The sequence below is a fragment of the Pseudomonas sp. JAI120 genome (assembly GCF_014207255.1).
Taxonomy (GTDB): domain Bacteria; phylum Pseudomonadota; class Gammaproteobacteria; order Pseudomonadales; family Pseudomonadaceae; genus Aquipseudomonas.
Map to the genome: position 1 here is coordinate 427,318 of NZ_JACHCZ010000004.1, position 20,806 is coordinate 448,123.

Genomic DNA, 20,806 nt, shown 5'->3' on the forward strand with positions numbered 1-20,806 from the left:
TCGTGATTTTTGTTGGCCTAGTGGTCAGAAACGGCACAAATCTGACATGCCCATAAACAGATAATCGATTGGCTCAAACCTGTCTCGAAAATTTGCCTACACGATTTTGCGATTAAACCTACTATTCATATCGCGCGACAGAATACGCAAACCGCGGCGGGATTCAAGGCAAAACCCGCCCGGCGGTCGCCCGTAAAGGCACGGCCGGTGTATGTCTGCGCAGCTCCTATGGATGCAGCTTCTATAGATAGAGGAGAGAGCCCACACCACCCGGTAGCTCCTCGGGGGTCGCCCCCTGAACGGGACTTCCTGATCACCGCCAGGCTTGTTAACGAACCCGCCGCTCGGTGAATTCGTAGCCATCCTGGCAATCGCTGGTAGGGTCCGCCGCTACACTCACGTAATGCACCGTGTCCGGATCCACCAGCTGATAGGTGTACACATCCGGCGAACGCACCCCATCGGTGCGCAACTCGTTCTTACCGTTGGCCGCCGACCACGAACCCTGCTCGGTCTGAATCACCTGCGTCTGCTGCGCATCGCGGAAAAAGGTAATGGTGAAACGGCCATCGGGCTTGAGGTTGTTGGTCCACGACAGAAACTGACATTTGCCGGTTTCCGTACGCAGGCCTTTCCAAGTGCCGACCAGCGCGGAGTCGTTGCCGGGCTTGGTAGTGGAGCACGCGCTGAGAGCAGCGGTGAGGAGGATGAAGCACAGGGAGAGAGTCCGTTTCACGTGGGGCTTCCTTAGATAGAGATGAATTCAAGATCGCGCCGGCCAGACCGCTCGGCGACGAGGGAAGAATCCTACCCGCGCTTGCCGGAAAAAGGGGCGTTGGTGGAAAAAGCTCGGTCTCTGCAAAAATAGTCAGAATTCAGGGGTTTACAGAACGTTGCCAATCGCTATAATCGTCGCCCTAACACGCCGGTATAGCTCAGTTGGTAGAGCAACTGACTTGTAATCAGTAGGTCCCGGGTTCGACTCCTGGTGCCGGCACCACATTAGGCTCCATTGCATTCCACAGAATGCTCTGGAAGCCCCGAAAACCCGCCCTTTGGCGGGTTTTTTCGTTCCAGGACCCTCTGTCGGGATCCAACAAAATCCCCCTTCCCCGAGGGTATGTTAGGGGTACTGCGATTTCCCGGTCAGGAACGCGTACCCCTATGCCACGTCTAGCGATCCCCCTCAGCGACCTGCAATGCCGCACGGCCAAAACCCGCGAACGCGCCTACAAACTGTTCGACGGCGGCGGCATGTACCTTTTCGTCAAACCCAATGGCGTGAAGACCTGGCGCTTGAAGTACACCAAGCCCAGCGGCAAGGAAGGTACGCTCATCATCGGCAATTACCCCATAGTTACCCTTTCAGTCGCACGGCGTAAGCGAGACGAAGCCAAGGCGTTGCTGCTCGACAACCTCGACCCAATGGAAGAAAAGAAGAAGGCCAAGATCGTAGCCCAACGGGCGGCACTGCTTTTCGAAACCGTTGCTCTGCAGTGGCACGCCGACATGTCCCGTCGCTGGACCGAAGGACACGCAAAAACCGTGATGAGCCGACTGCGTACCCACGTCTTCCCACTGATCGGCCAACGCCCCATCGCTGAACTCGATACCCACGACCTGCTAGAGATCACCCAGCGCATCAAGGAACGCGGCACCATGGATGTGGCGTTAAGGGTACAGAACTACTTATCCACCATCATGCGCGGGGCCAAAAGAGCCCGGCAGATCACCATGAATCCTGCACTAGATCTGGCAGGCTCGATTCACGCGCCGCGCACAATCCATCGCCCGGCCCTCTCCCTCAACCGCCTACCCGAACTGCTACACCGTATCGACAACTACAACGGCCGCGAACTGACGCGCCTCGCCGTCCTGCTGACGTTGCATGTATTCGTCCGCTCCAGCGAACTGCGCTTCGCGCGATGGAGTGAGTTCGACCTCCAACGCGCCATGTGGGAAATCCCCGATACACGCGCACCGATTGAAGGGGTACGCAACTCCACACGAGGGACCAAGATGAACGGCGATATTCAAATGGTTCCGCTATCGCCGCAGGTCATCGAGATACTGGAGCGCCTGCGCAGCCTCAGTCGCTTTTCAGAGTTAGTGTTACCGGGCGACCACAAGTACTGGAAGCCCATGTCCGAGAACACGGTGAACACCATGCTCCGCAACGTCGGCTATGACACCAGCAAGGACGTGTGCGGCCACGGCTTCAGGACCATGGCCTGTAGCGCCCTGCTGGAGTCCGGGTTATGGACCGACGCAGCCATTGAACGGCAAATGAGCCACAAGGAACGCAACCGCGTGCGCGCCGCGTATATCCACAAAGCTGAATTTCTGGAGCAGCGTCGGCTGATCATGGCGTGGTGGAGCAACTACATCGACGCCAACCGCAGCGGGCATGTAACGCCTCACGAGTTCGCTCACCCAGTCGGCGACAACATCACCGCCCTACAAAATAGCCGTGGCGCATCCAAACGTGGGTAAGCCTGTGAGATCACCGTTATCCGCCCTTCCACGCGGGTCCATCCAAGCGGGGCTGCAAAGCCGCCCTGCTTGGATGGACCTCATTTAAAAAATCTAAAGCCCACGCAATTGTCTGTGGAAAACCATAGATTTCCACCGGTGGATAATTTCATCCACAGCCGCAGAATTCCCGATAATTCGAGCCTTGACCCAAATTATCCACAGGCGTAGAAAAGATCGGGCAAAGCGCTGTCTTTGACAGCAACCCAGGTAGCCAGAACCTTTAAGGCTACGCCACACCGTGGTGGTTCTCCCAAAGTGCGATTAGCGTCCGGCGGCTCGCACGGTCACTCACCGAGTGATGGATGCCTACTTCAGATCGTTGCCATTGCGGCAAATACATCCCCCTATCCAGCTGCCCTGCAGCAACCTTTCCGCTTGGCCATTTCACTGCGCCAACCTGCGCCCGTCTCTTTCTCCCGGAAAGAGACGGGCGCTCCTACCGTTGCTGCAGCCCAACTCGTACAAGGCTTTTCGGCATTCCCCCTCGTGACAATCGGCGTGACAAACACCGAAGTCACCAGCAACAGCGATGCAGATGATGGTGCCGCAGCCCACGGAATGGACTGCACCTGACTGACAGTCAGGCCCCGGTCATCGCATAGCTGCCTTCACCCGACTCAGGATCTCGCGGCACTGGTTTCGTCAGCCAATGCAGCCTCCACCCGCCCACCTGTATCGGTGTTCAGGAGGCCAGATCATGAGATGCCCGAGCTCCCGGTCGTAAAGAGCCGTCAGTCCCGCGTTAGTGGACAACCCTCACAGGTCGCAGGGGCCTTGATCCCTGATAACACTCAGCATTCGTGGCGGGATGACGTGGGGAAAGTTTTAAAAGTTTTGGCTTCGAGAGGCGTTTGATCATGGCATTGGTCGGTAGACGAGATGGGCGCAATTTTGGCTATGGCCGGCAACTGAGCTACGCCGGGCCGCAAGCGCTAAAAGATCTGTTTGGCGGTGGGCATTACGGGACGGTCAAAGCGCACAGTGATCGGTGGCTGGCGTTTGTACGCTGGTGTCGGTCGGAGCATGGGCCAGGCTTCAACGATGCGCGACAGATTGATCAGCAGACCTTGCTGGACTACACCGGACATCTGCGCCAACAAGTTGAACAAGGTGAGCTGGCTATCGCCACTGCGCAAAACCGGTTGTCCAGTGTGAATCGAACCATGGCCGCGCTTCGCGGTGATCAGTATGTGAAAGTGCCGAGCCCGAGTAAGGCGCTGGGAATGCGGCGCACCACTGTTCGTCGTTCAGTGCCGCAAGGCCAAGACCGCGAACAGGTGAAGCGGATCGTAGAGGTACTTTGCGAAAACCAGCAGACGCGCGTCGCGGCCATCGCTCAGTTAGCGCGAGCCACCGGTATGCGTTTGCGTGAGGCGATTTTGGCCGACCTTCCTCGACTGCAACGGGAAGCCGAGCAGCTCGGGAGGATCAACATCCAGGACGGCACCAAAGGTGGCCGTTCAGGCGCATCAGCACCTCGTTGGATTACGGTAAATGATCATATTCGTGACGCACTAAGGTTTGCCGAACAGGTCTCGCCCGACCGTAGCCCCAACCTACTTGCACCGAACGAACGCTACCTTGATTTCTTGCAGGGAATCGTCCGCCCCGCACGGGACATCCTCCATAAGCACGACCTCAAAGGCTTCCACGAACTGCGGGCAGCCTATGCGTGCGAACGCTATGAGCAAATCATCCACCATCCCGCCCCCATCAACGGTGGCCATTGCTATCAATTCGACCGATGCCTAGATCAGGACGCCCGAGCAAAAATCAGCTATGAGCTGGGGCACAACCGTATCGTCGTGGTGGCCGCTTACATTGGTGGTCGAGTATGAGCAAGGTATTCGATATGGAACTATTCCTGTCAGGCGTCCTGACCGGATCGCACACCACGCGCCAACGCCACCTGCGTCAGGCGAAGGCCATCCAAGCAGCAATCACTGATCGCTGGCAACGGGACAATCCATGGACTTGGCAGAGAAAACACCTTGCGTGGTTTTTGAGTCGGCGCCTAAACCAGCACACTGAATCGACGCGCTATTACTATTTGCTAACCATGCAATTACTCACTCATCGCCTAGGAAAACCCTGGCAGTTCAACCGCTAAACGAAGGTCAGAAAACGGCCGATTCTGTTGAAAAAGTCTGACGCGGTTTTCACGACAGAAAAATATGCGCATGAGATTGAAATCTTGAATGACCGCACAGGTACTCGGACAAAGATTTCACGTAGCAGCGCGCAAAACGGGCTGCGGCATTGATCAGGTTCCTGGCAATTCGAGAAAACCGACTTTTTCAACAGAATCGGCCAAAAGCGGACAGTCTCACTGGGACTGGGCTGGTATCCCTGAGGCTCGAAAGCATCTATGAAACTCGGGGCGATTCAGTGTCCGGGAATTGTTGACCACTACAGTTGGCCTCGATACTCAAATTGCTCGCGTGTCTTAATCTCTGATCGATCTTCGAACCATGAGCGGGCTATTGCCGCAGTAGACGCCATTGAGTGGCGAAATACCTCTGCCGAGATTGGCATGATAAAAGCTCTAACGTTGAAATAAACGGCGTTGCGTAGCAACGTCCGGCGCCGAAGGCGCGAACTTGATTGGCATGTTATGCATTTTTGCTGCTCGACGTAAGCATTACAAGCTGGCCTGCATATGCTGCTTTTGAAACCTTTGAAATGAAGTTAGGGCCAACGCCCTCAGCAAGAAATTCTATTTCTTGAAATTCTTTGCTTACGACGGTGGCTCGCAATGATTCTGTGATTTCTGAAGAGAGCGCAAGCCAGCTTGTAGCGACATGCGATTGGCTGCAAGAGATGCAGCGCAAAAAATAACTGCCATGCTGAACGAATGCCCTTATATTTGAAGACGTGCAAAACTCACACTTTAATTCGATACGTCGCTCAGACATTGAAAGTCCCCTGTAATGCATGACGCGGAATTAAGGGGCGCGCTGAAAGCGCGTCCCGGCGAGCGTGCTTGAATGCCTTGCTATGCATTCCTTCGCCGAGTAACCGGGAAGACAAATGGCTTTTCTTGAGTTAAATTTATTTCGTTTAGTTTGTATTTAAACCTAATATCACTACAACTAAATTGTCGAATTAGATTTTTTACTTCAATATCACTTAGCTCGTAATTCCAAGGCTGAATTATAGAGCCACCCCTAACTTTATCGAAACCATACTTTTGCCCCAAGGCTACGGTGATAGTATTTTCAATATCTGTAACCCAGAAACAATCGCCAATTGATCTAAAAGCCGCATGTAAATGAGTTGCTTTTCTCTTTCCCGTGAGGCCGCTCTCCATATATTCGACAGCGCCCTTTTTCTTTAATGTAGAGTAAGGGCTTTTCTTACCATGGCTTCGCAGCCTTGATCTCAACCCCTTAGCTGTGCCTACGTACCATGAGTTCAGTTCAAGCTTCAAAATATAGATATACCAATTTCTAATTTCTTCACTCATTTTCCGGAATCAAATTGTGCATAACGATTAAGTTAATTCGTCTGAGACACTACTCGATTCGCACTGAGCGTGTCTATTGCAAGTGGGTTACGCCGCACGGCAGGAATAGCGTCTCATGCAGGTGTCTACCGGAGCGAGGGGTAGCCCAAAAACGTCCGCTCTTGGCCGATTACTGCCTGTCACGAAAGGCGGTAAACGACCCTGAGCTGCCCCCCCCCCCCGCGGAGATGTCGCCATATTGGCGCGCGCCAGTCCAATATGACGAGGCGTCCGGCCAAGCAGCCCGGAGCAATCAAATGCCTATCCGCCCGCGTGTTCGTCGCCGCCGTGCGCGGCGATGAACATGGCGACGGCCGACCGGCAATAGGATTCGATTTCGTTGTCGTCCTCTGCTCTCGCCTCATCGAAGCGCGCGATCATCAGGAGATCGGATCCTTTGAAAAGCGCGGCAAACAAGCGGGCGGACCCCAGGGGATCGGGCACGTTCAGAACCGCCTTCGCGTGCAACTGACGCAACAGGGCCTCGATCTGGGCGATGACATAGGCGGGGCCGGCTTCGTAATGGAGCTTGCTTAGCGACTTTTGATTGGTATTGGCGGCCACGATCATGGCTTCGACACTGCGCACATCCGGGCTCAACAACGTGTGAAGCAGGGATGTTCCCACCGCCATGAGCTGATCTGCCGCCGAACCGCCGACACCTTCAATAAGGGCCTGTGGCGCAAACTGATGGCAGTGGGCTGCGATGGCCGCGCTGAACAGCGCCTCCTTGTTCTCGAAGTGCCGATAGATGCTGAGCTTGGAGATCTTCGCCCGCTGGGCGACCTTGTCCATTGTCGTCGCTTGAAAACCCAGTTCCGCAAAAAGTTCGCCCGCGGCGTCGACTATCGTTTGGCCAAGCGCCTCGTTGGCGGGACGGCCGCGCCGGGTCTGGTTGTTTTCGGTCATAAAAAAATTCCAGTACTTGACAGTATTCTAATTCTTGAATTACGGTACTTCAAAGTATCTTAAAGATGCAAGCCAATCTTCCTTCATCCATACGCGGAGCCTATCACCATGAATGACGTTATTATCATCGGCGGCAGCTTTGCCGGGCTTGCCGCCGCCCTGCAGCTCGGCCGTGCCCGCCGTAAGGTCACCGTTCTCGATACCGGCCTGCCGCGCAATCGTTTCGCGGATCACTCGCATGGCCTGCTCGGTCACGACCACAAGCCACCGCTGGAGATCCTGGCCGAGGCGCGGCAGCAGTTGGCGCGCTATCCCACGGTCAGGCTGGTCACTGCCCGGGCCGAGAGCATCTCCGGCACCATCGACGATTTCTCTGTCCTCACTGGCGATGGCGAAAGCCTCAGGGCGCGCCGCCTGATCCTGAGCTATGGCGTCGCCGACCAGATGCCTGAAATTCCCGGCTTTGCCGAAGGCTGGGGCACCTCCATCGTGCCTTGTCCCTATTGCGACGGCTTTGAAGTTGCCGGCCGGCATTGGGGCCTCGTCTGGTCCGGCTCACCGTCGCACAACTATGTCAGGCTGTACCACGACTGGACCGACACATTGACGGTCTTCGCCAATGGTCACGACATTCCATCCGACATCCGGGCCGATCTGGCGCGCCGCGGCATCGCTGTCGTCGATGGCCGGATCACCGAAATCGACCATGACGAGAGCCATAACGCCACCGTCAGGCTCGACGCCGGCTCCTCTGTCGCGGTCGACATCCTGTTCGCGCATCCGCGTAACAAGCCGTCCGCACGCCTGCATGAATCGCTGGGCCTCGCCACGGTCGATACGCCCCAGGGCATCGCCCTAAAGGTCGACGAGCGCCGCGAAACCAGCATGCCCGGCATCTACGCCGCCGGCGATCTGGCCAATCCCCTCATGCCCTCGGTCACCACGGCATCGTGGCAAGGCGCGACGGCGGGTATCTCCGCCCAGCAGTCGATGTTGGTTTGAGAGCACAGATTCCCTTATCCGGTTGTTGCTGGTTTCTGAATGTTGCTTCGAAGCAACATCGATCACGCCAGTTTCAATTTCACAATAGACAGGAGCGCCACCATGACCGCCATAAAACCATTCAAACCCCTAGACGAGAATTTTCCGTTTGAGCGCCAACTCGATATCGCGGCCGCGCCTGTCGTGCTCATCAACCTCTTCATGGTCGATCCCGCCGACGAAGCGGGCTTCCTGGAGGTTTTCAAGGCGGCTGGCGAGATCATAACGAAGAAACCGGGCTTCATTTCCCTGCAACTGCATCGAGCGATCGGCGATAGCCCGACTTACCTGAACTATGTGGTGTGGGAATCCTCCGAGGCGGTCCGCGCCGCCTTCGCTGATCCCGAGTTCCTCGCGAAACTTCCAGCCTATCCGTCATCGGTCGTAGCCAGACCCCACCTGTTTCAGAAGGTCGCCGTCTCCGGCTTTTGCACGGCCTGAAGAACGAATCAAAACGAGGAGATGTCATGACAGAACAAAATGCCTATCAAGTCGCCGACTGGAATGGCCAAAGCGGAGAGTACTGGGCCGCCAACCAGGCCCGGCTCGACGCCATGTTTGCGGTGTTCGGCCAGGCCGCGATCGAAGCCGCCGCGCCCGCCACGGGCGAACGCGTGCTGGACGTCGGTTGCGGTGCGGGCGCGTCGAGTCGGGCTCTGGCCTCCCGCGTCGGCGCGGGCGGTCATGTGCTGGGCGTGGACATATCCGAACCGCTGATCGGCCGAGCGCGTGCGCTTGCGCCACAGGATACGCCGGCCCAGTTCCGGGTGGCCGACGCCAGCAGCGCCGAGCTGCCCGAGGGCGCGTTCGATATCCTGTTCTCGCGTTTCGGAGTGATGTTCTTCGATGATCCGACAGGAGCGTTCGCCCATATGCGACGCGCGCTCCGGCCGGGCGGGCGGGTCGCTTTCGTCTGCTGGCGCGGCGTGGCCGAGAACGATTGGGTACGCCTGCCGATGGGCGCGATCAAGGGCATCGTCCCGCCGACTGCATCGCCCGATCCCGAAGCGCCCGGTCCATTCTCGTTCGGCGACCGGGGGCGGGTGACACGCATCCTGACGGCGGCCGGATTCACCGATATCGCTATCACGCCCTTCGACGCTTCCATCCCGTTCGGCGAGGGCGGGACGCGGGACGCGGCGATCGACGACGCGGTGAAGATCGCGTTCGAGGGCGGCCCATTGTCGCTGGTGCTCGCTAATCAGCCCGACGACATCCGCGCCCGCGCCTGGGGCGCGGTTCGTGCCGCCTTCGCGGGCCTCGCTGGCGAGCGGTCGGTGATGATGAGCGGCGCGGCGTGGATCGTCATGGCACGCAATCCATCAGTTGGCAGCGATTAACAGGGACGCCGCCCCCCACGGTGGATCGAGGCGTCTTTGGCCGGTCAGATTGATGTCCCTTATGGCTTGGTCATCCGTCCCCGGCAAAAACGAGTACTCGCGAATGGCGGCTGCCTTGGGTCGAAAACCGCCACTCACGAATGGCTGCTTATGGTCGATTCTGTTGAAAAAGTCTGACGCGGTTTTCACGACAGAAAAATATGCGCATGAGATTGAAATCTTGAATGACCGCACAGGTACTCGGACAAAGATTTCACGTAGCAGCGCGCAAAACGGGCTGCGGCATTGATCAGGTTCCTGGCAATTCGAGAAAACCGACTTTTTCAACAGAATCGGTCGTCTGCTGCCTGTCACCACGGCAGCTTTTGGCGGATTCCTACCTATTCTCAACGGAGGGGATGATCAACAACGTTCGAATTCAGGAGGTTTACCATTCCGTATGCGGCTCTGAATTACTTGCAGACCGACAACGTGCTGACATCTAAAAAATCCGAGTTCGATTCCACCGAACGCCATAACTAGCTGATTTGTTTATAGTTACTAGTTGGGGTACGCCGAATTTTCCAGCGAACTCCAGGTGCCCGAAAAACCTACTCTCGCCGAAACATACCGTTCGTCTGGTGCCGCACCATACAAAACAAGGCCTCGCAGCGATGCGGGGCCTTGTTGTTTCTGGTACTTCCACTTTTTGTCCACACACACTGAAACCCGTGGGAGCGAGCCTGCTCGCGATGAGGCCGTCAAAACCAACGACGATCTACTGACCAAGACAAAGGGCTGCCTTTCTAAGGCAGCAAAAAAGAAGCAACCTCAACCAAACAGCACCCTTTGCCAATGATCCTCACCCACAATGGCAATCGAAGCTCCCGCCTCCCGCAACTCCACTGCCTTCATGATCTTCGTTCCATAAGTACTGTGGCGCCACTGCTCATTACCTACACTACCGACCACCAGGTAATGCACCTTCTTACTCACACCGCCCCCAATCAAACCACCTCGTTCTTCGACCAGCGCCTGACAATCCTTACGCGGCACAAAGGCCATGACACCCGTAAATACGAACATCCGGCCATCCCACACCAAATCAGGGGCCGGTAAATTGAAGGGAAGGTCCGTAGGAGCAACCGCAACAGCACCGCCGACCTTCGCTCCCTCAATGCCCACACCAGAAAAACCACGCAGGATGTTAAGCAGCTCCAGAGACTCATCCTTGTCTAGAGCATCGTCCTGAAGCATGCACGCCAAACGCGAATACAGCAGATTGATCACCGGATCATTCAGGTGCGCGAGATTGTTTTCCAACCATTGCTTTAGAAAAACCGCTTCTGTGATGTTCACAACACCGTCGGCCGTAATCCCAGCGGCCAACCCGACCAAGGCATCGGCGGCGCGTCGATCGATTCGGGCGCGGTTGAAGAATTTACTGTTCTCGAACTCGTGGTGTAGATCCATTAGAAAATAAATCCGTCCCTTTTTCTGTGCAGCGGTCGATAGCGCTGGAGCGCTAACATTCTCGGGTCCGAATAACCCGGTCAGGGTAATTCAAAGGCCTTCAGGAATAGTGGCGGAGAATTCCACCCCATCAAACAGGTGTAAACACTGTACAACCATTCGCCCGATCAATACGATGAGAAGCATTATCATTCACGCAGTGCGAGCCTCACATGCAGGATGCCAGCCCAACATCGTCTGTCGAACAGTTGTACGAGAATCATCACGGCTGGCTACAGGGCTGGCTGAACCGGCGATTGGGGCACAGTGCCGACGCCGAGGATCTGGCCCACGACACGTTCATCCGCGTGCTGCGCGCCCCTCAGCAGGTGCGCGAGTTGCGCCAGCCCATGGCGTTTCTCGCGGCGATTGCCAATGGACTGCTGGTCAATCGCTGGCGCCGCCAGGAGATTGAGCGGGCATATCTTGATGCGTTGGCTGCTCGGCCCGAAGGCGTGGAGTCGTCACCCGAGGACCGGTATCTGGTGATCGAAACCTTGTTGCAACTCGACTCCCTGCTGATTGGCCTCTCTGAGCGCATACGGCAGATTTTCTTCATGTCTCAGCTCGACGGCCTGACGTATCCGCAGATCGCTGCGCAGTTGGGGCTGACTGTGGCTCAGGTGCAACGGGCCATGGGCAAGGCATTCAGTGTTTGCTATGCGAGCCGTTTCGAATGAGGGCCGAGATTAATCCGCAGGTGCGCGATATCGCCATTGATTGGCTTGTCAGGATGCAGTCCGGGCTTATGAGTGCGCCTGATCTGGAGGCGCTGCAGTGTTGGCGCGAGGCGAGCGATGAGCATGAGCAGGCCTGGCAACGTGTCGCCAGCTTGCCGCTGTTGCAGCAGCCCGGCGCGAATCTTTTGCGCGATGCCACCGCGCGCAGGGCACTGGCGTCGGCTGGGCCGGACATGCAGAAACGTCGGCAGGTACTCAAGCGCCTGTTGGTCCTTGGTGCGGTTGGCGCAGTTGCCTGGCAAGGCGCGGGGTCCACGCCAGTGCGCGCCGCACTGGCGAACCACCGCACAGGAACGGGCGAGCGCCGCCAGTGGACGCTGGCTGACGGCACCTCGCTATGGCTGAACACGGCCAGTGCGGTGAACCTGGATTTTAATGACCAGGTGCGTCGCATTCAGATGATAGAGGGCGAGCTGGCCTTGAATGTGCGAGCAGAATCGCGCCCGCTGCAGTTGATCACGCCGGACGCGATACTGCAGAGCCGCGAAGCGCAGTTGCAAGTGCGCCATGACCGGCAGGGCACGCAGGTCACCGTAATAGGCGGCCAGGTGCAGGTGCACTCCCGCGGCCAACCCACGTCCTCTTCACTTGAGGCCGGATGGCAGGCACGCGTGGATCGCCTGGGTATCGGCGTACCGAGCCGCCCCGATCTGCTGGTCGCCCAGGCCTGGCTGCGCGGGATTCTGCCAGCGGATCGCCTGCGCCTGGATGCCTTGGTGGCGGAACTCTCGCGTTACCGTCCCGGTGTTTTACGTTGTCATGAGCAGGTGTCAGGGTTACGCCTCACAGGCAGTTTTTCGCTGGATGACACCGATGCAGCATTGACGCTGGTAGCGCGCACGCTGCCGGTGCGTATCGAGCGCATGACCCGCTATTGGGTCTCGATCGTACCCGTCTGAAATTATTTTTTTCGCTGTGCGATAGTTTTTTCAAACTCGCTTGGCCTATAGGGATCACCCACCCGCCAGAGGTGGGTCTTGACCCCTTAGGAGCCCCGTATGACTTCACCTTCCCGCGTCCTGCGTGCCCGTACGCTTGGGCTGTTGTTGCTCAGCGTGCAACCGCTTTGCGGCCTTCCAGTCTTTGCCGCGGGTAGTTCGCAGCATTACAGCATCGACGCAGGCCCTCTGGATTCTGCGCTGTCACGTTTCGGCGCACAGGCGGGAATTACCATGGCGGGCAGCTCAACACTGACGGCTGGCAAGAAAACCCAGGGGCTGCAAGGCGATTTCAGTACTGAGGCCGGCCTGACGCAGCTGTTGCTCGGCTCGGGGCTGACCTATGAGCGCCAGGACGACGGTAGCCTGCTGCTGGTACCGAGCAACAGCGACGTGCTGGAGTTGGCGCCGACCGCCATCAGTGGCACCGCGTACGACACCTCGTTGGGCCGCAACGATGGCCTGGTCGCCAGCCGAACCATGAGTGCCAACAAGACTGATACGTCGATCATGGAAACGCCTCAATCGATCAGCGTGGTCACCCGTAAGCAGATCGATGCTCAGCAGCCACAAAGCATCGGGCAGGTGCTGCGCTACACGGCGGGGGTCAATGGTGAAGCCAACGGCGTCGATACCCGGCGCGACACTATTAGTATTCGTGGCTTTGACGCGACGACTGGCGGTGGCATCTATCGCGACGGCCTGCGCCAGTACAGCTTTGCCAACCAGAGCCGTGCCGTGGGTGAAGTCTATGGACTGGAGCGAGTGGAAGTGCTGCGCGGGCCATCGTCGGTGCTCTATGGTCAAAGCTCACCGGGCGGCATGGTCAACGTGATCAGCAAGCGTCCCACCGATGAGCCGCTGCATGAGCTGGTGATGCAGGCAGGCAGCTTTGATCGCAAGCAGTTGGCTGCGGACTTCGGCGGGCCGCTTACGGATGATGGCGTCTTGACCTATCGCCTCACCGGGCTGTGGCGAGAGAGCGGTACGCAAATCGACTACGCCCGTGATGACCGTCAATTCATCGCCCCGGCAATCAGTTGGCGCCCCTCGGACGACACCTCGCTGACGGTTCTGGCGTCATTTCAAAAAGACCGCAATGTGCTGGGCTACTACGCCTTGCCACGGGTCGGCACCCTTGACAGCTCGCGTTACGGACGGATCGCCACGGATCGTTTTGTCGGCGACCCTGACTTCGACAAGTACGATGTAGAACAGTGGTCACTGGGGTATCAGTTTGAACATCACCTCAATGATATCTGGACATTCCGCCAAAACGCCCGTTACAGCGGTTCCTACCAGGAACAGCGCACGATTTACCAATACGGCCTGGGTGACGACCAGCGCACAGTGGGCCGCTTCGGTTATCTGGGCCACGAAAAGGTGAAGAATGCGCTGCTCGATAACCACTTCCAGGCCCAGTGGAACGCCGGCCGTTCCGAACATACAACGTTGGTCGGTATCGATTTGCAACACGCCAGTACCAACCAGTTGGGGGGTGGCAACGTGGTCGATCCCCTGGATATCTATGCGCCGGTCTATCACCAGGATTACAGCGACCTGGACGCCTTTTACGACATCAACCAGCGTCGTCAGCTTGACCAGGCGGGTGTGTATCTCTCGGAACAGCTCAAATTTGACGAGCACTGGGTCTTCAACCTGGGCGGTCGCCAAGACTGGGCACGCTCGAAAACGGTCCATTACGCCACCGATACGGCGGCAGACCTCAAGCAGCGCGATCACGCCTTCACGTGGCGGACCGGGGTGATGTACCTGGCAGACAACGGCTTGGCGCCCTACGCGAGCTATTCCGAGTCGTTTTTTCCTAACATCACGGCGGTAGCGCGTGACGGCAGTGCGTTCGAACCCGAAACCGGTCGCCAGTACGAAGTCGGGATCAAACTCCAGCCCAAGGGGAGTGACAGCTACGTGACCGTCTCGCTGTTCGACCTGACACGGCAAAACGTATTGACTGCCGATCCTGCCAACAATCGTTTCTCGGTGGCGACCGGAGAAATCCAGTCGCGCGGTATCGAACTGGAAAGCAAGGCGCAGTTGTCCGACGCTCTGGAGTTGATGGCCAACTACAGCTATTCACACCTTGAAATTACCCGCAGCAATACGGCCGATGAGAAAGGCAATCAACCTGGCAATACCCCTGAACAACTGGCCTCGCTGTGGTCGCAATACACCCTTCAGGGCGGTGCGCTATCGGGCTTGGCGATAGGGGGAGGAGTACGCTATGTCGGCAAGAGCTATATCGATTCGCAAAATAGCGAAGGCATTCCCCACTACACGCTGTTTGACGCCAGCCTGAGCTACGACCTGGGCAAGCTGTCTTCATCCTATGCAGGGGCGAAGCTGGCGCTCAATGCGTCCAACCTGACCGACGAAACGTATGTCTCTCAGTGTGGTTACACCGGCGACAGCTGCAAATACGGGTATCGCCGAAATGTGACCGGGTCGGTGAGTTACAACTGGTAAGCACCACCTTGGCGACCGGATCGGCACGTAGCGCAAATGCCAGACGAAACCGCTTTCGTACTCGATATTTCAACAGCGTCGGCCGATAGAGGGCGTTGACAGCGGACTGCTTTCGGCAGCCTGCTGCCTGCTGCCTGCTGCCTGCTGCCTGCTGCCACGGCAGCTTTTGGCGGATTCCTGCCTATTCTCTACGGAGGGGATGATCGACAACGTTCGAATTCAGGAGGTTTACCATATATTCATCCTCGATCATCCCCTCCACGCCTCACCTCCCCTCCTGTTGAATCACCTCTTTTCGCACCAAAACTCCAGATTTCATCCTTTATGCTAAATTATGTATTGGCAATAATTATGGCGTATCCATAAAAAGGGATAATTGCATGAGCAGCATATTTCAGCGCCCTGAACTGGCTGAATCGATGGCAAACCAGCTTCTCAATCCAGGCGTATTAGATGAAGGTCTACGCTCGGGTCTTTTTCTGTCTGGCCTGCGCCGTACAGGTAAAACGACCTTCCTGCGCAACGACCTTATCCCCGCCCTGGAAGCAGCAGGCGCCCTGGTGATTTACGTCGACCTCTGGAGCGACACGCTGGCCAACCCGGCAACGCTCGTGCACAACGCCATCCACAAGACCCTGAAAGAACTGCAAACGCCGGGCTCATCCATCCTGGAAACGCTCAAGCGCGTCAGCAATGTCGATCTAGGCGCAGCAGGATTCAAGTTCGGTTTCAAACTCGACAGCATTGGCAACGCCGACGGCCCCACCTTGGCGCAAGCACTCGCAGAGGTCGTCGACCAAGCGAAGACCGATCTCGTGCTGATCATCGACGAGGTGCAACATGCCATTTCCTCCGACGATGGAAACCAACTGCTCCTGGCACTCAAAGCTGCTCGTGATGCAATCAACCCGCGCCCGAATACGCCGGGCTACTTCCTCTTTATCGGCACGGGATCCCACAGGGCCCAGGTAAGCGAGATGACCGCCAAACGCAACCAAGCGTTTTCCGGCGCGACATCGGCCGCGTATCCGCTGCTAAAGGGGGATTACGTTGAATTCCTGCTCAACCGACTGGCAATGACGGTGAAGAAGGAAAAGCTCCCCTCACTTGAAGCCGCCGTCGAAGCCTTCAATACCCTGGGCAATCGACCTGAGGAAATGCTCAAGGCATTGCGTCAGCTACTGCAGCAGGACGGTGACCCTGATCTTTTCCTCCCCGTGATTGCCAGCACCTTACGCTCAGCGGCGGCAAGTATTGAGCTTGAAAAAGTCGAACAGCTGGGCGGCCTGGCTCAGGCGATTTTCAACAAGATCGCGGCTACGGAAGGCGATGCTCGGGGGATTTTCTCTACCGATGCAGCAGCGGAATATTCAAAGACGGTAGGTCGCGAAGTACGGGTTGAAGAGATTCAACCCGTAGTGATTGCGCTGATGGCGGAGAACATCATCATGCGGCGCGGGCATGGGATTTATGCGATTACGGATCAGTTTGTTCAGGAGATTTGGTTGGAGGAGCGGGCGTTGATTGAGGGGCGGTAGGGACAAGAAATAAATTTTCCACGTTAGTCACATGCTTGGACTTTGTAGGTCCGCTCACGTTTCCGACTTGCTCCACGTTGCCAAGCTGCTCGCCGAAGATGCAGCGATGACCAAGGAGACGGACCGTCATGCCTGGGCGTCGCATTATTTGCAGGAGATGAGCAAGGCGGTGATTGATGATGTGGTGAAGGTGTTGGAGTCGCCTGGGAATACCGGGCTGTAAGTAGGGCTGTGAAGCGGCCCCAAAACCAGGCGCTTAGTTTTAACAGCAAAATCTCAGTGTCTTTATTGGGGCTGCTGCGCAGCCCGGCGCGGGGCAAGCCCGCTTACCACAGAGTTGTGTGCTCGCATTTAAGAGTGGTGTAGATACCCTGGGCCGCTCCAGCTCCCACAGAAGCGCGCCTCGGCCTGGGGCGTTTTTTTCGGTATAAACCTGCACACCCCCGCGTTGTGAACGGACTCCCATGAACGCTCTGAAACTGATCTGTCTGCTGGTGATTTTCCCGCTGCTGCTGGCCACCCTCGGCGGCTGGGAGCGTCAGCGTGGTGAGGACGCAACCACAGCGTTGGTCGATTACCACCTCAACCTTGATAAAGCCAAGCCCCCGTTGCAAGCGCTGGCAGCCAGACAGCCCGCGAGTAGTGTCGACCTGCCTGATGGCGTCATCAGCGTTGCGGAGGCCCTCTCGCGTCTGGAAAAAATCGAAACCGAACTGCCCATCGCCCACCGCGTGAACCGTGCGATGCGCGCCATCGCGCCGTGGGTGATGGGTTTGGGTCTGTTGGCGGCGTTGATTGGTGTGGCTGCGTTGGCGGGTACGTACTGGGCGGGGCGGCGGGCACGGCAGTCACGGGAGAGGTTATTGCAGGTGTTCTCCCTGGGCAGCCGCCTGTTGCCCTACGTGCTGGTGGGCCATGTGGTGGCGGTGGCGGCGGCCGTCGCGTTGGCGTTAAGTTTCGAAGGCTTGGCGATGTGGCATATCGGCCGGCTGGGCAGTGGCGAAGTCAAGCTGATGGCGGTGCTGGGGGTGGTCGCGGCGTTTTGTCTGTATTCGATCTGGTCGTTGCTTAGACAGCTACGCCCTATGCTGGGGATGTTCAAGCCTGAGCCGCTGGAGATGTTCGGCCAGCTGGTGACGCCCGCGCAGGCTCCAGGGTTGTGGCGCCATGTGGACGAGTTGGCGGGTAGGCTCGGCGCGCTGCCACCGGACCACATCGTGGTGAGCCTGGCCCAGGGCTTTTACGTGACGTCCAGCGCGGCCACTGTGCAACCGGCGAATACTTCGCTGCAGGGGCGCACCTTGCATGTGCCGCTGCTGTATCTGGGCCTGCTGAGCCGTGAAGAAATCAGCGCGGTGATCGGCCATGAGCTGGCGCACTTTGTGGGGCAGGACACGGAATACAGCCTGCGCTTTTTGCCAATCTACGATGGGGTTAATCGCAGCCTGGAAGCGCTGTTGAATACGATGCTGGCCAGCGATTTTATCCAGGGACGGCTGATGCGGCCGTCGTTCATGTTCGGTGTGTTTTTCATGCAGCGCTTTGATGACGCGGTGAACCACTGGAGCCGTGAGCGCGAATTGCTGGCGGACGCTGCCGGCGCGCAGTTGGCGTGCCCTGCTGCGGCGGCGTCAGCGTTGTTGCGGGTGTCGGTGTTGCAGACGCACGTTGAGGATGCCTTGTTAGCAGTGTGTGAAGCAGGCTCGGCTACAGACCTGCCCGACGCCGTGTTCGCGCGCTTGCGTGAGTGTGAATTGCAACCATCACCCGAAGCCCTGGAGATTCATCAACCGCATCCCACCGACTCCCACCCCTCCAATGGCGAACGTCTGCAGGCGCTCGACGTGCCACTGGACGATACCCTGCGCGGTGCCACCCGCGCGGTGGATCGCGACGTAGCGAATGCGCAGATGGACGCCTATTTCAGCGCACCCCAGGCACTGCGCGAGCAGCTGTCTCGCGACGTGATGGACGTGGCCGTGTCGGAGAACACCGCACACACCCATCTGCTGGAAACCTTGGCCGCTTCGGCCGAGGGTGAGCGTAGCTTGCATGAAGGCGGCCAGTGGCGCGGGGTACTGATGGCCGTGTCGAGCCTGCCCTTTGTGCTGGCTGCGCTGTTTATCCTGAGTCGAGTCTGGCTCGCCCCGGAGCGTTTGAAAGGTACACCGCTGTCGGCAGTCAGTGCAGGCGCGTGTCTCGGCATTATTGGGCTGGGCCTGCTATGGCTGGGCATCCGTCGATTCAAGCGTGCGCCGCAGACCGCGTTGCGCCTGACGCCGGAGCATTTTGTGTTCAATAACCTGGCGCAACCGCTGCCCATCGAACATATCGAGGAGATCACGTTGCAGTTTGTCCAGGGCATCTGGGTAACCGTCCAACTGACGCCCGAGGCGCCATTACCCGCAACGCGCAAGACGGCGTTCGGCGTACCCTGCGTGCGGATCAACAAGAAGAAACGCCAGGTGCTGCTGCTGATGGCACAGCTGTGTATCGACAATAAAAAGATCGAACCCTATGAGGGGTTGTCCTTGATGCTCGACTACAAGAATGCAGCGTTGGCGCGCAAGATTTTGCAGAGCCGCGAGGACTGATGCACACCCATAAAAAAACCCCGAACCAGTCGGGGTTTTTTATCGCCTGGAATCAGGCGCGACGTGCGATCAGTTAGAAAACGTTGATCGGGTAGTCGGCGAACAGACGGATTTCGTTACCGCCTACGTTGTACTTGTCGGCATTGCTGGAAACGCGCAACCAGGACGCACGCGCACGCAGGCTCAGGTCTTTGGCCGGGCCGCTCTGAACGACGTATTTGAACTGGTTGAAGATTTCACGCTCGGTGCCATTGCCACGGTTGGAACCGTCGTCAATGTTGGTACCGCGCACGTAGGCCACGTTGTAGGTCAGGCCAGGTACACCGAAGGTGCTGAAGTCCAGGCCGTAGCCGGCCTGCCAGGAGCGCTCGTCCTTGCCGTTGAAGTCGGACCAGTAGGAGTTGGCCAGCAGGATGGTGTTGCCGCCGTCGCCGATGCCGGTGTCCGCGGTATTGTCACGGTAGCCGCCATACAGGTAACCGGTATCGCCGGTACTGCGCTGATGGGCCAAGGTGAAGCTGTGCGCGCCAACAGCCCATGTAGCGCCCAGGCTCCAGATTTTGTTGTCGCGCGCGTCGCCATTACCGCGTTGCTCGGCGAAGCTCCTGTCCAGCTTGGTTTTGTAGCCGTTGAAGTCAAAGGTCAGCGACTGTTTCTCTGGCAGGGCCAGTACGTAGTTGACGTTGACGTATTGCTTCTTCAGCACGTCTTCCATGTCGGAAGCGTACAGCGCAGCCGACAGATTTTCGGTGAACTTGTAGCTGCCGCCCAGGTAGCTGATGTTCTTCAGGTTACCGCTGTCGGTGCCTTCAGCACCTTTTTGGGCTTCCTTGGTGAAGCGACCTGCATCCAGTTGCAGACCTTCGATCTCTTTGGAAACGATCGAGGTACCGGTGTAGGTTTCCGACAACAGACGAGAGTTGTCGTACTGCAGTACAGGAACGGCAGGCATTTGCTCGCCGTACTTGAGCACGGTGTTCGATACGCGGAACTTCACCGCCGCGCCGCCTTTGGCCAAGTCGTCAGCTGCTGCGCCGCTGTCACCTTGCTTGAAGAAGTTAATGCCGCCAGCACCGCTGCGACCTTTACCACCGTCCAGACGGATAGCATATTGGCCGATCACGTCCACACCCACACCGACGGTGCCTTGGGTGAAGCCGGACTCGAACTTGCCGATGAAGCCTTGGCCCCACTCGGCTTTGTCTTGCTTGCCGTTCTTATAGTCACGGCTGATATAGGCGTTACGGGCTGCGATGTTCAGGTGGCTGTCTTCAACGAAACCCTTGGATTGCTCCTGGTCGTTTGCCATTGCGGTCGATGCGCTCAAAATCCCCAGAGCGATCAGACTCATCCGTTGCTTCAACATTTTTTTGTATTCCTTATTACGGGTTGAGTACGCGCTATGACACCAGGCTCCATGTCGCTTTTCTGGCATCGACTTTTTCCGAAAAAAGAAGGCCCGCGGACGAGTGAACATGCCGCGGGCCTTTTCTTATTGGATGAGTCATGGCGGTTAGCCACAGGCGTTGGGCGCAATCCTAGTCGCGCGTTGAACTATGTGTCAATTTCGTGAATCGTCTGTATTTAGGCGAAATAATTCTAAGCAACGGCCTACGGCCTTTCTGAAAACGACCAAATTCTGTCTTCAGCGACCCCGAAAACACATCTAGTAACACATTTCAAAGTCGATA

At 57.5% G+C, this 20,806-nt stretch carries 17 protein-coding genes, 1 tRNA gene and 1 pseudogene; 13 read left to right on the plus strand and 6 right to left on the minus strand.

Features of this window, described 5'->3' with window-relative positions; translation table 11 throughout:
- Window positions 1-328: 328 nt before the first annotated feature.
- Complete coding sequence (locus HDC32_RS22895; RefSeq protein ID WP_184745544.1) at window positions 329-736, minus strand: hypothetical protein; 408 nt, start codon at window positions 734-736, stop codon at window positions 329-331.
- 188 nt (window positions 737-924) lie between these two features.
- Between HDC32_RS22895 and HDC32_RS22900 the strand changes: the two genes are divergently transcribed.
- From HDC32_RS22900 to HDC32_RS22915, 4 genes are all read left to right on the plus strand, one after another.
- Window positions 925-1,000 (plus strand) — tRNA-Thr (locus HDC32_RS22900).
- Window positions 1,001-1,164: 164 nt separating this feature from the next.
- Complete coding sequence (locus tag HDC32_RS22905) at window positions 1,165-2,493, plus strand: phage integrase central domain-containing protein (RefSeq protein WP_184745546.1); 1,329 nt, start codon at window positions 1,165-1,167, stop codon at window positions 2,491-2,493.
- A gap of 899 nt (window positions 2,494-3,392) precedes the next feature.
- Window positions 3,393-4,373, plus strand: a complete 981-nt coding sequence (locus tag HDC32_RS22910) for an integrase domain-containing protein (protein WP_184745549.1) — start codon at window positions 3,393-3,395, stop codon at window positions 4,371-4,373.
- On the plus strand, window positions 4,370-4,645 hold the full coding sequence (locus HDC32_RS22915; RefSeq protein WP_184745551.1) for a hypothetical protein: 276 nt from the start codon (window positions 4,370-4,372) through the stop codon (window positions 4,643-4,645). Before HDC32_RS22910 ends, HDC32_RS22915 begins: the two co-directional genes overlap by 4 nt.
- 502 nt (window positions 4,646-5,147) lie before the next feature.
- On the opposite strand, the gene HDC32_RS22920 is transcribed toward HDC32_RS22915, so the two are convergent.
- The 3 genes from HDC32_RS22920 to HDC32_RS22930 all read right to left on the minus strand — a co-directional run bounded on the left by HDC32_RS22920 (window position 5,148) and on the right by HDC32_RS22930 (window position 6,949).
- Window positions 5,148-5,450 carry a hypothetical protein gene (locus tag HDC32_RS22920; protein ID WP_184745553.1) on the minus strand — a complete coding sequence of 101 codons (303 nt, stop codon included), beginning with the start codon at window positions 5,448-5,450 and terminating at the stop codon, window positions 5,148-5,150.
- 80 nt (window positions 5,451-5,530) lie between these two features.
- On the minus strand, window positions 5,531-6,001 hold the full coding sequence (locus HDC32_RS22925) for a GIY-YIG nuclease family protein (protein WP_184745555.1): 471 nt from the start codon (window positions 5,999-6,001) through the stop codon (window positions 5,531-5,533).
- 300 nt (window positions 6,002-6,301) lie between these two features.
- Complete coding sequence (locus HDC32_RS22930; protein ID WP_184745557.1) at window positions 6,302-6,949, minus strand: TetR/AcrR family transcriptional regulator; 648 nt, start codon at window positions 6,947-6,949, stop codon at window positions 6,302-6,304.
- Between the two features lie 108 nt (window positions 6,950-7,057).
- On the opposite strand from HDC32_RS22930, the gene HDC32_RS22935 reads away from it, so the two are divergent.
- From HDC32_RS22935 to HDC32_RS22945, 3 genes are all read left to right on the plus strand, one after another.
- A complete protein-coding gene (locus tag HDC32_RS22935; protein ID WP_184745559.1) occupies window positions 7,058-7,951 on the plus strand; it encodes an NAD(P)/FAD-dependent oxidoreductase in 894 nt (297 codons plus the stop codon).
- 102 nt (window positions 7,952-8,053) lie between these two features.
- Window positions 8,054-8,431: an antibiotic biosynthesis monooxygenase gene (locus HDC32_RS22940; RefSeq protein WP_184745561.1), complete on the plus strand. Its 378-nt coding sequence runs from the start codon at window positions 8,054-8,056 to the stop codon at window positions 8,429-8,431.
- A 26-nt stretch (window positions 8,432-8,457) separates the two neighbouring features.
- Window positions 8,458-9,330: a class I SAM-dependent methyltransferase gene (locus HDC32_RS22945; protein WP_184745563.1), complete on the plus strand. Its 873-nt coding sequence runs from the start codon at window positions 8,458-8,460 to the stop codon at window positions 9,328-9,330.
- Window positions 9,331-10,140: 810 nt separating this feature from the next.
- Here the strand turns inward: HDC32_RS22945 and HDC32_RS22950 are convergent.
- Window positions 10,141-10,782, minus strand: coding sequence for a BRCT domain-containing protein (locus HDC32_RS22950; RefSeq protein WP_184745565.1), 642 nt, complete (start codon window positions 10,780-10,782; stop codon window positions 10,141-10,143).
- Between the two features lie 212 nt (window positions 10,783-10,994).
- On the opposite strand from HDC32_RS22950, the gene HDC32_RS22955 reads away from it, so the two are divergent.
- The 6 genes and pseudogenes from HDC32_RS22955 to HDC32_RS22980 all read left to right on the plus strand — a co-directional run bounded on the left by HDC32_RS22955 (window position 10,995) and on the right by HDC32_RS22980 (window position 19,115).
- A complete protein-coding gene (locus tag HDC32_RS22955; RefSeq protein WP_184745566.1) occupies window positions 10,995-11,501 on the plus strand; it encodes a sigma-70 family RNA polymerase sigma factor in 507 nt (168 codons plus the stop codon).
- Window positions 11,498-12,460 (plus strand): FecR domain-containing protein, encoded by a 963-nt coding sequence (locus HDC32_RS22960; protein ID WP_184745568.1) that lies wholly within the window; start codon window positions 11,498-11,500, stop codon window positions 12,458-12,460. The genes HDC32_RS22955 and HDC32_RS22960 overlap by 4 nt, the downstream gene beginning before the upstream one ends.
- Before the next feature lie 99 nt (window positions 12,461-12,559).
- Window positions 12,560-14,983, plus strand: coding sequence for a TonB-dependent siderophore receptor (locus HDC32_RS22965; protein ID WP_184745570.1), 2,424 nt, complete (start codon window positions 12,560-12,562; stop codon window positions 14,981-14,983).
- 380 nt (window positions 14,984-15,363) lie between these two features.
- Window positions 15,364-16,521 carry an AAA family ATPase gene (locus HDC32_RS22970; RefSeq protein WP_184745572.1) on the plus strand — a complete coding sequence of 386 codons (1,158 nt, stop codon included), beginning with the start codon at window positions 15,364-15,366 and terminating at the stop codon, window positions 16,519-16,521.
- Window positions 16,522-16,576: 55 nt separating this feature from the next.
- A pseudogene (locus HDC32_RS22975) lies at window positions 16,577-16,744 on the plus strand (DUF3077 domain-containing protein); the annotation flags it as partial.
- A 241-nt stretch (window positions 16,745-16,985) separates the two neighbouring features.
- Window positions 16,986-19,115: a M48 family metallopeptidase gene (locus HDC32_RS22980; RefSeq protein ID WP_184745574.1), complete on the plus strand. Its 2,130-nt coding sequence runs from the start codon at window positions 16,986-16,988 to the stop codon at window positions 19,113-19,115.
- Window positions 19,116-19,188: 73 nt separating this feature from the next.
- On the opposite strand, the gene HDC32_RS22985 is transcribed toward HDC32_RS22980, so the two are convergent.
- Window positions 19,189-20,481, minus strand: a complete 1,293-nt coding sequence (locus HDC32_RS22985) for an OprD family porin (protein ID WP_131696947.1) — start codon at window positions 20,479-20,481, stop codon at window positions 19,189-19,191.
- Window positions 20,482-20,806: the final 325 nt, after the last annotated feature.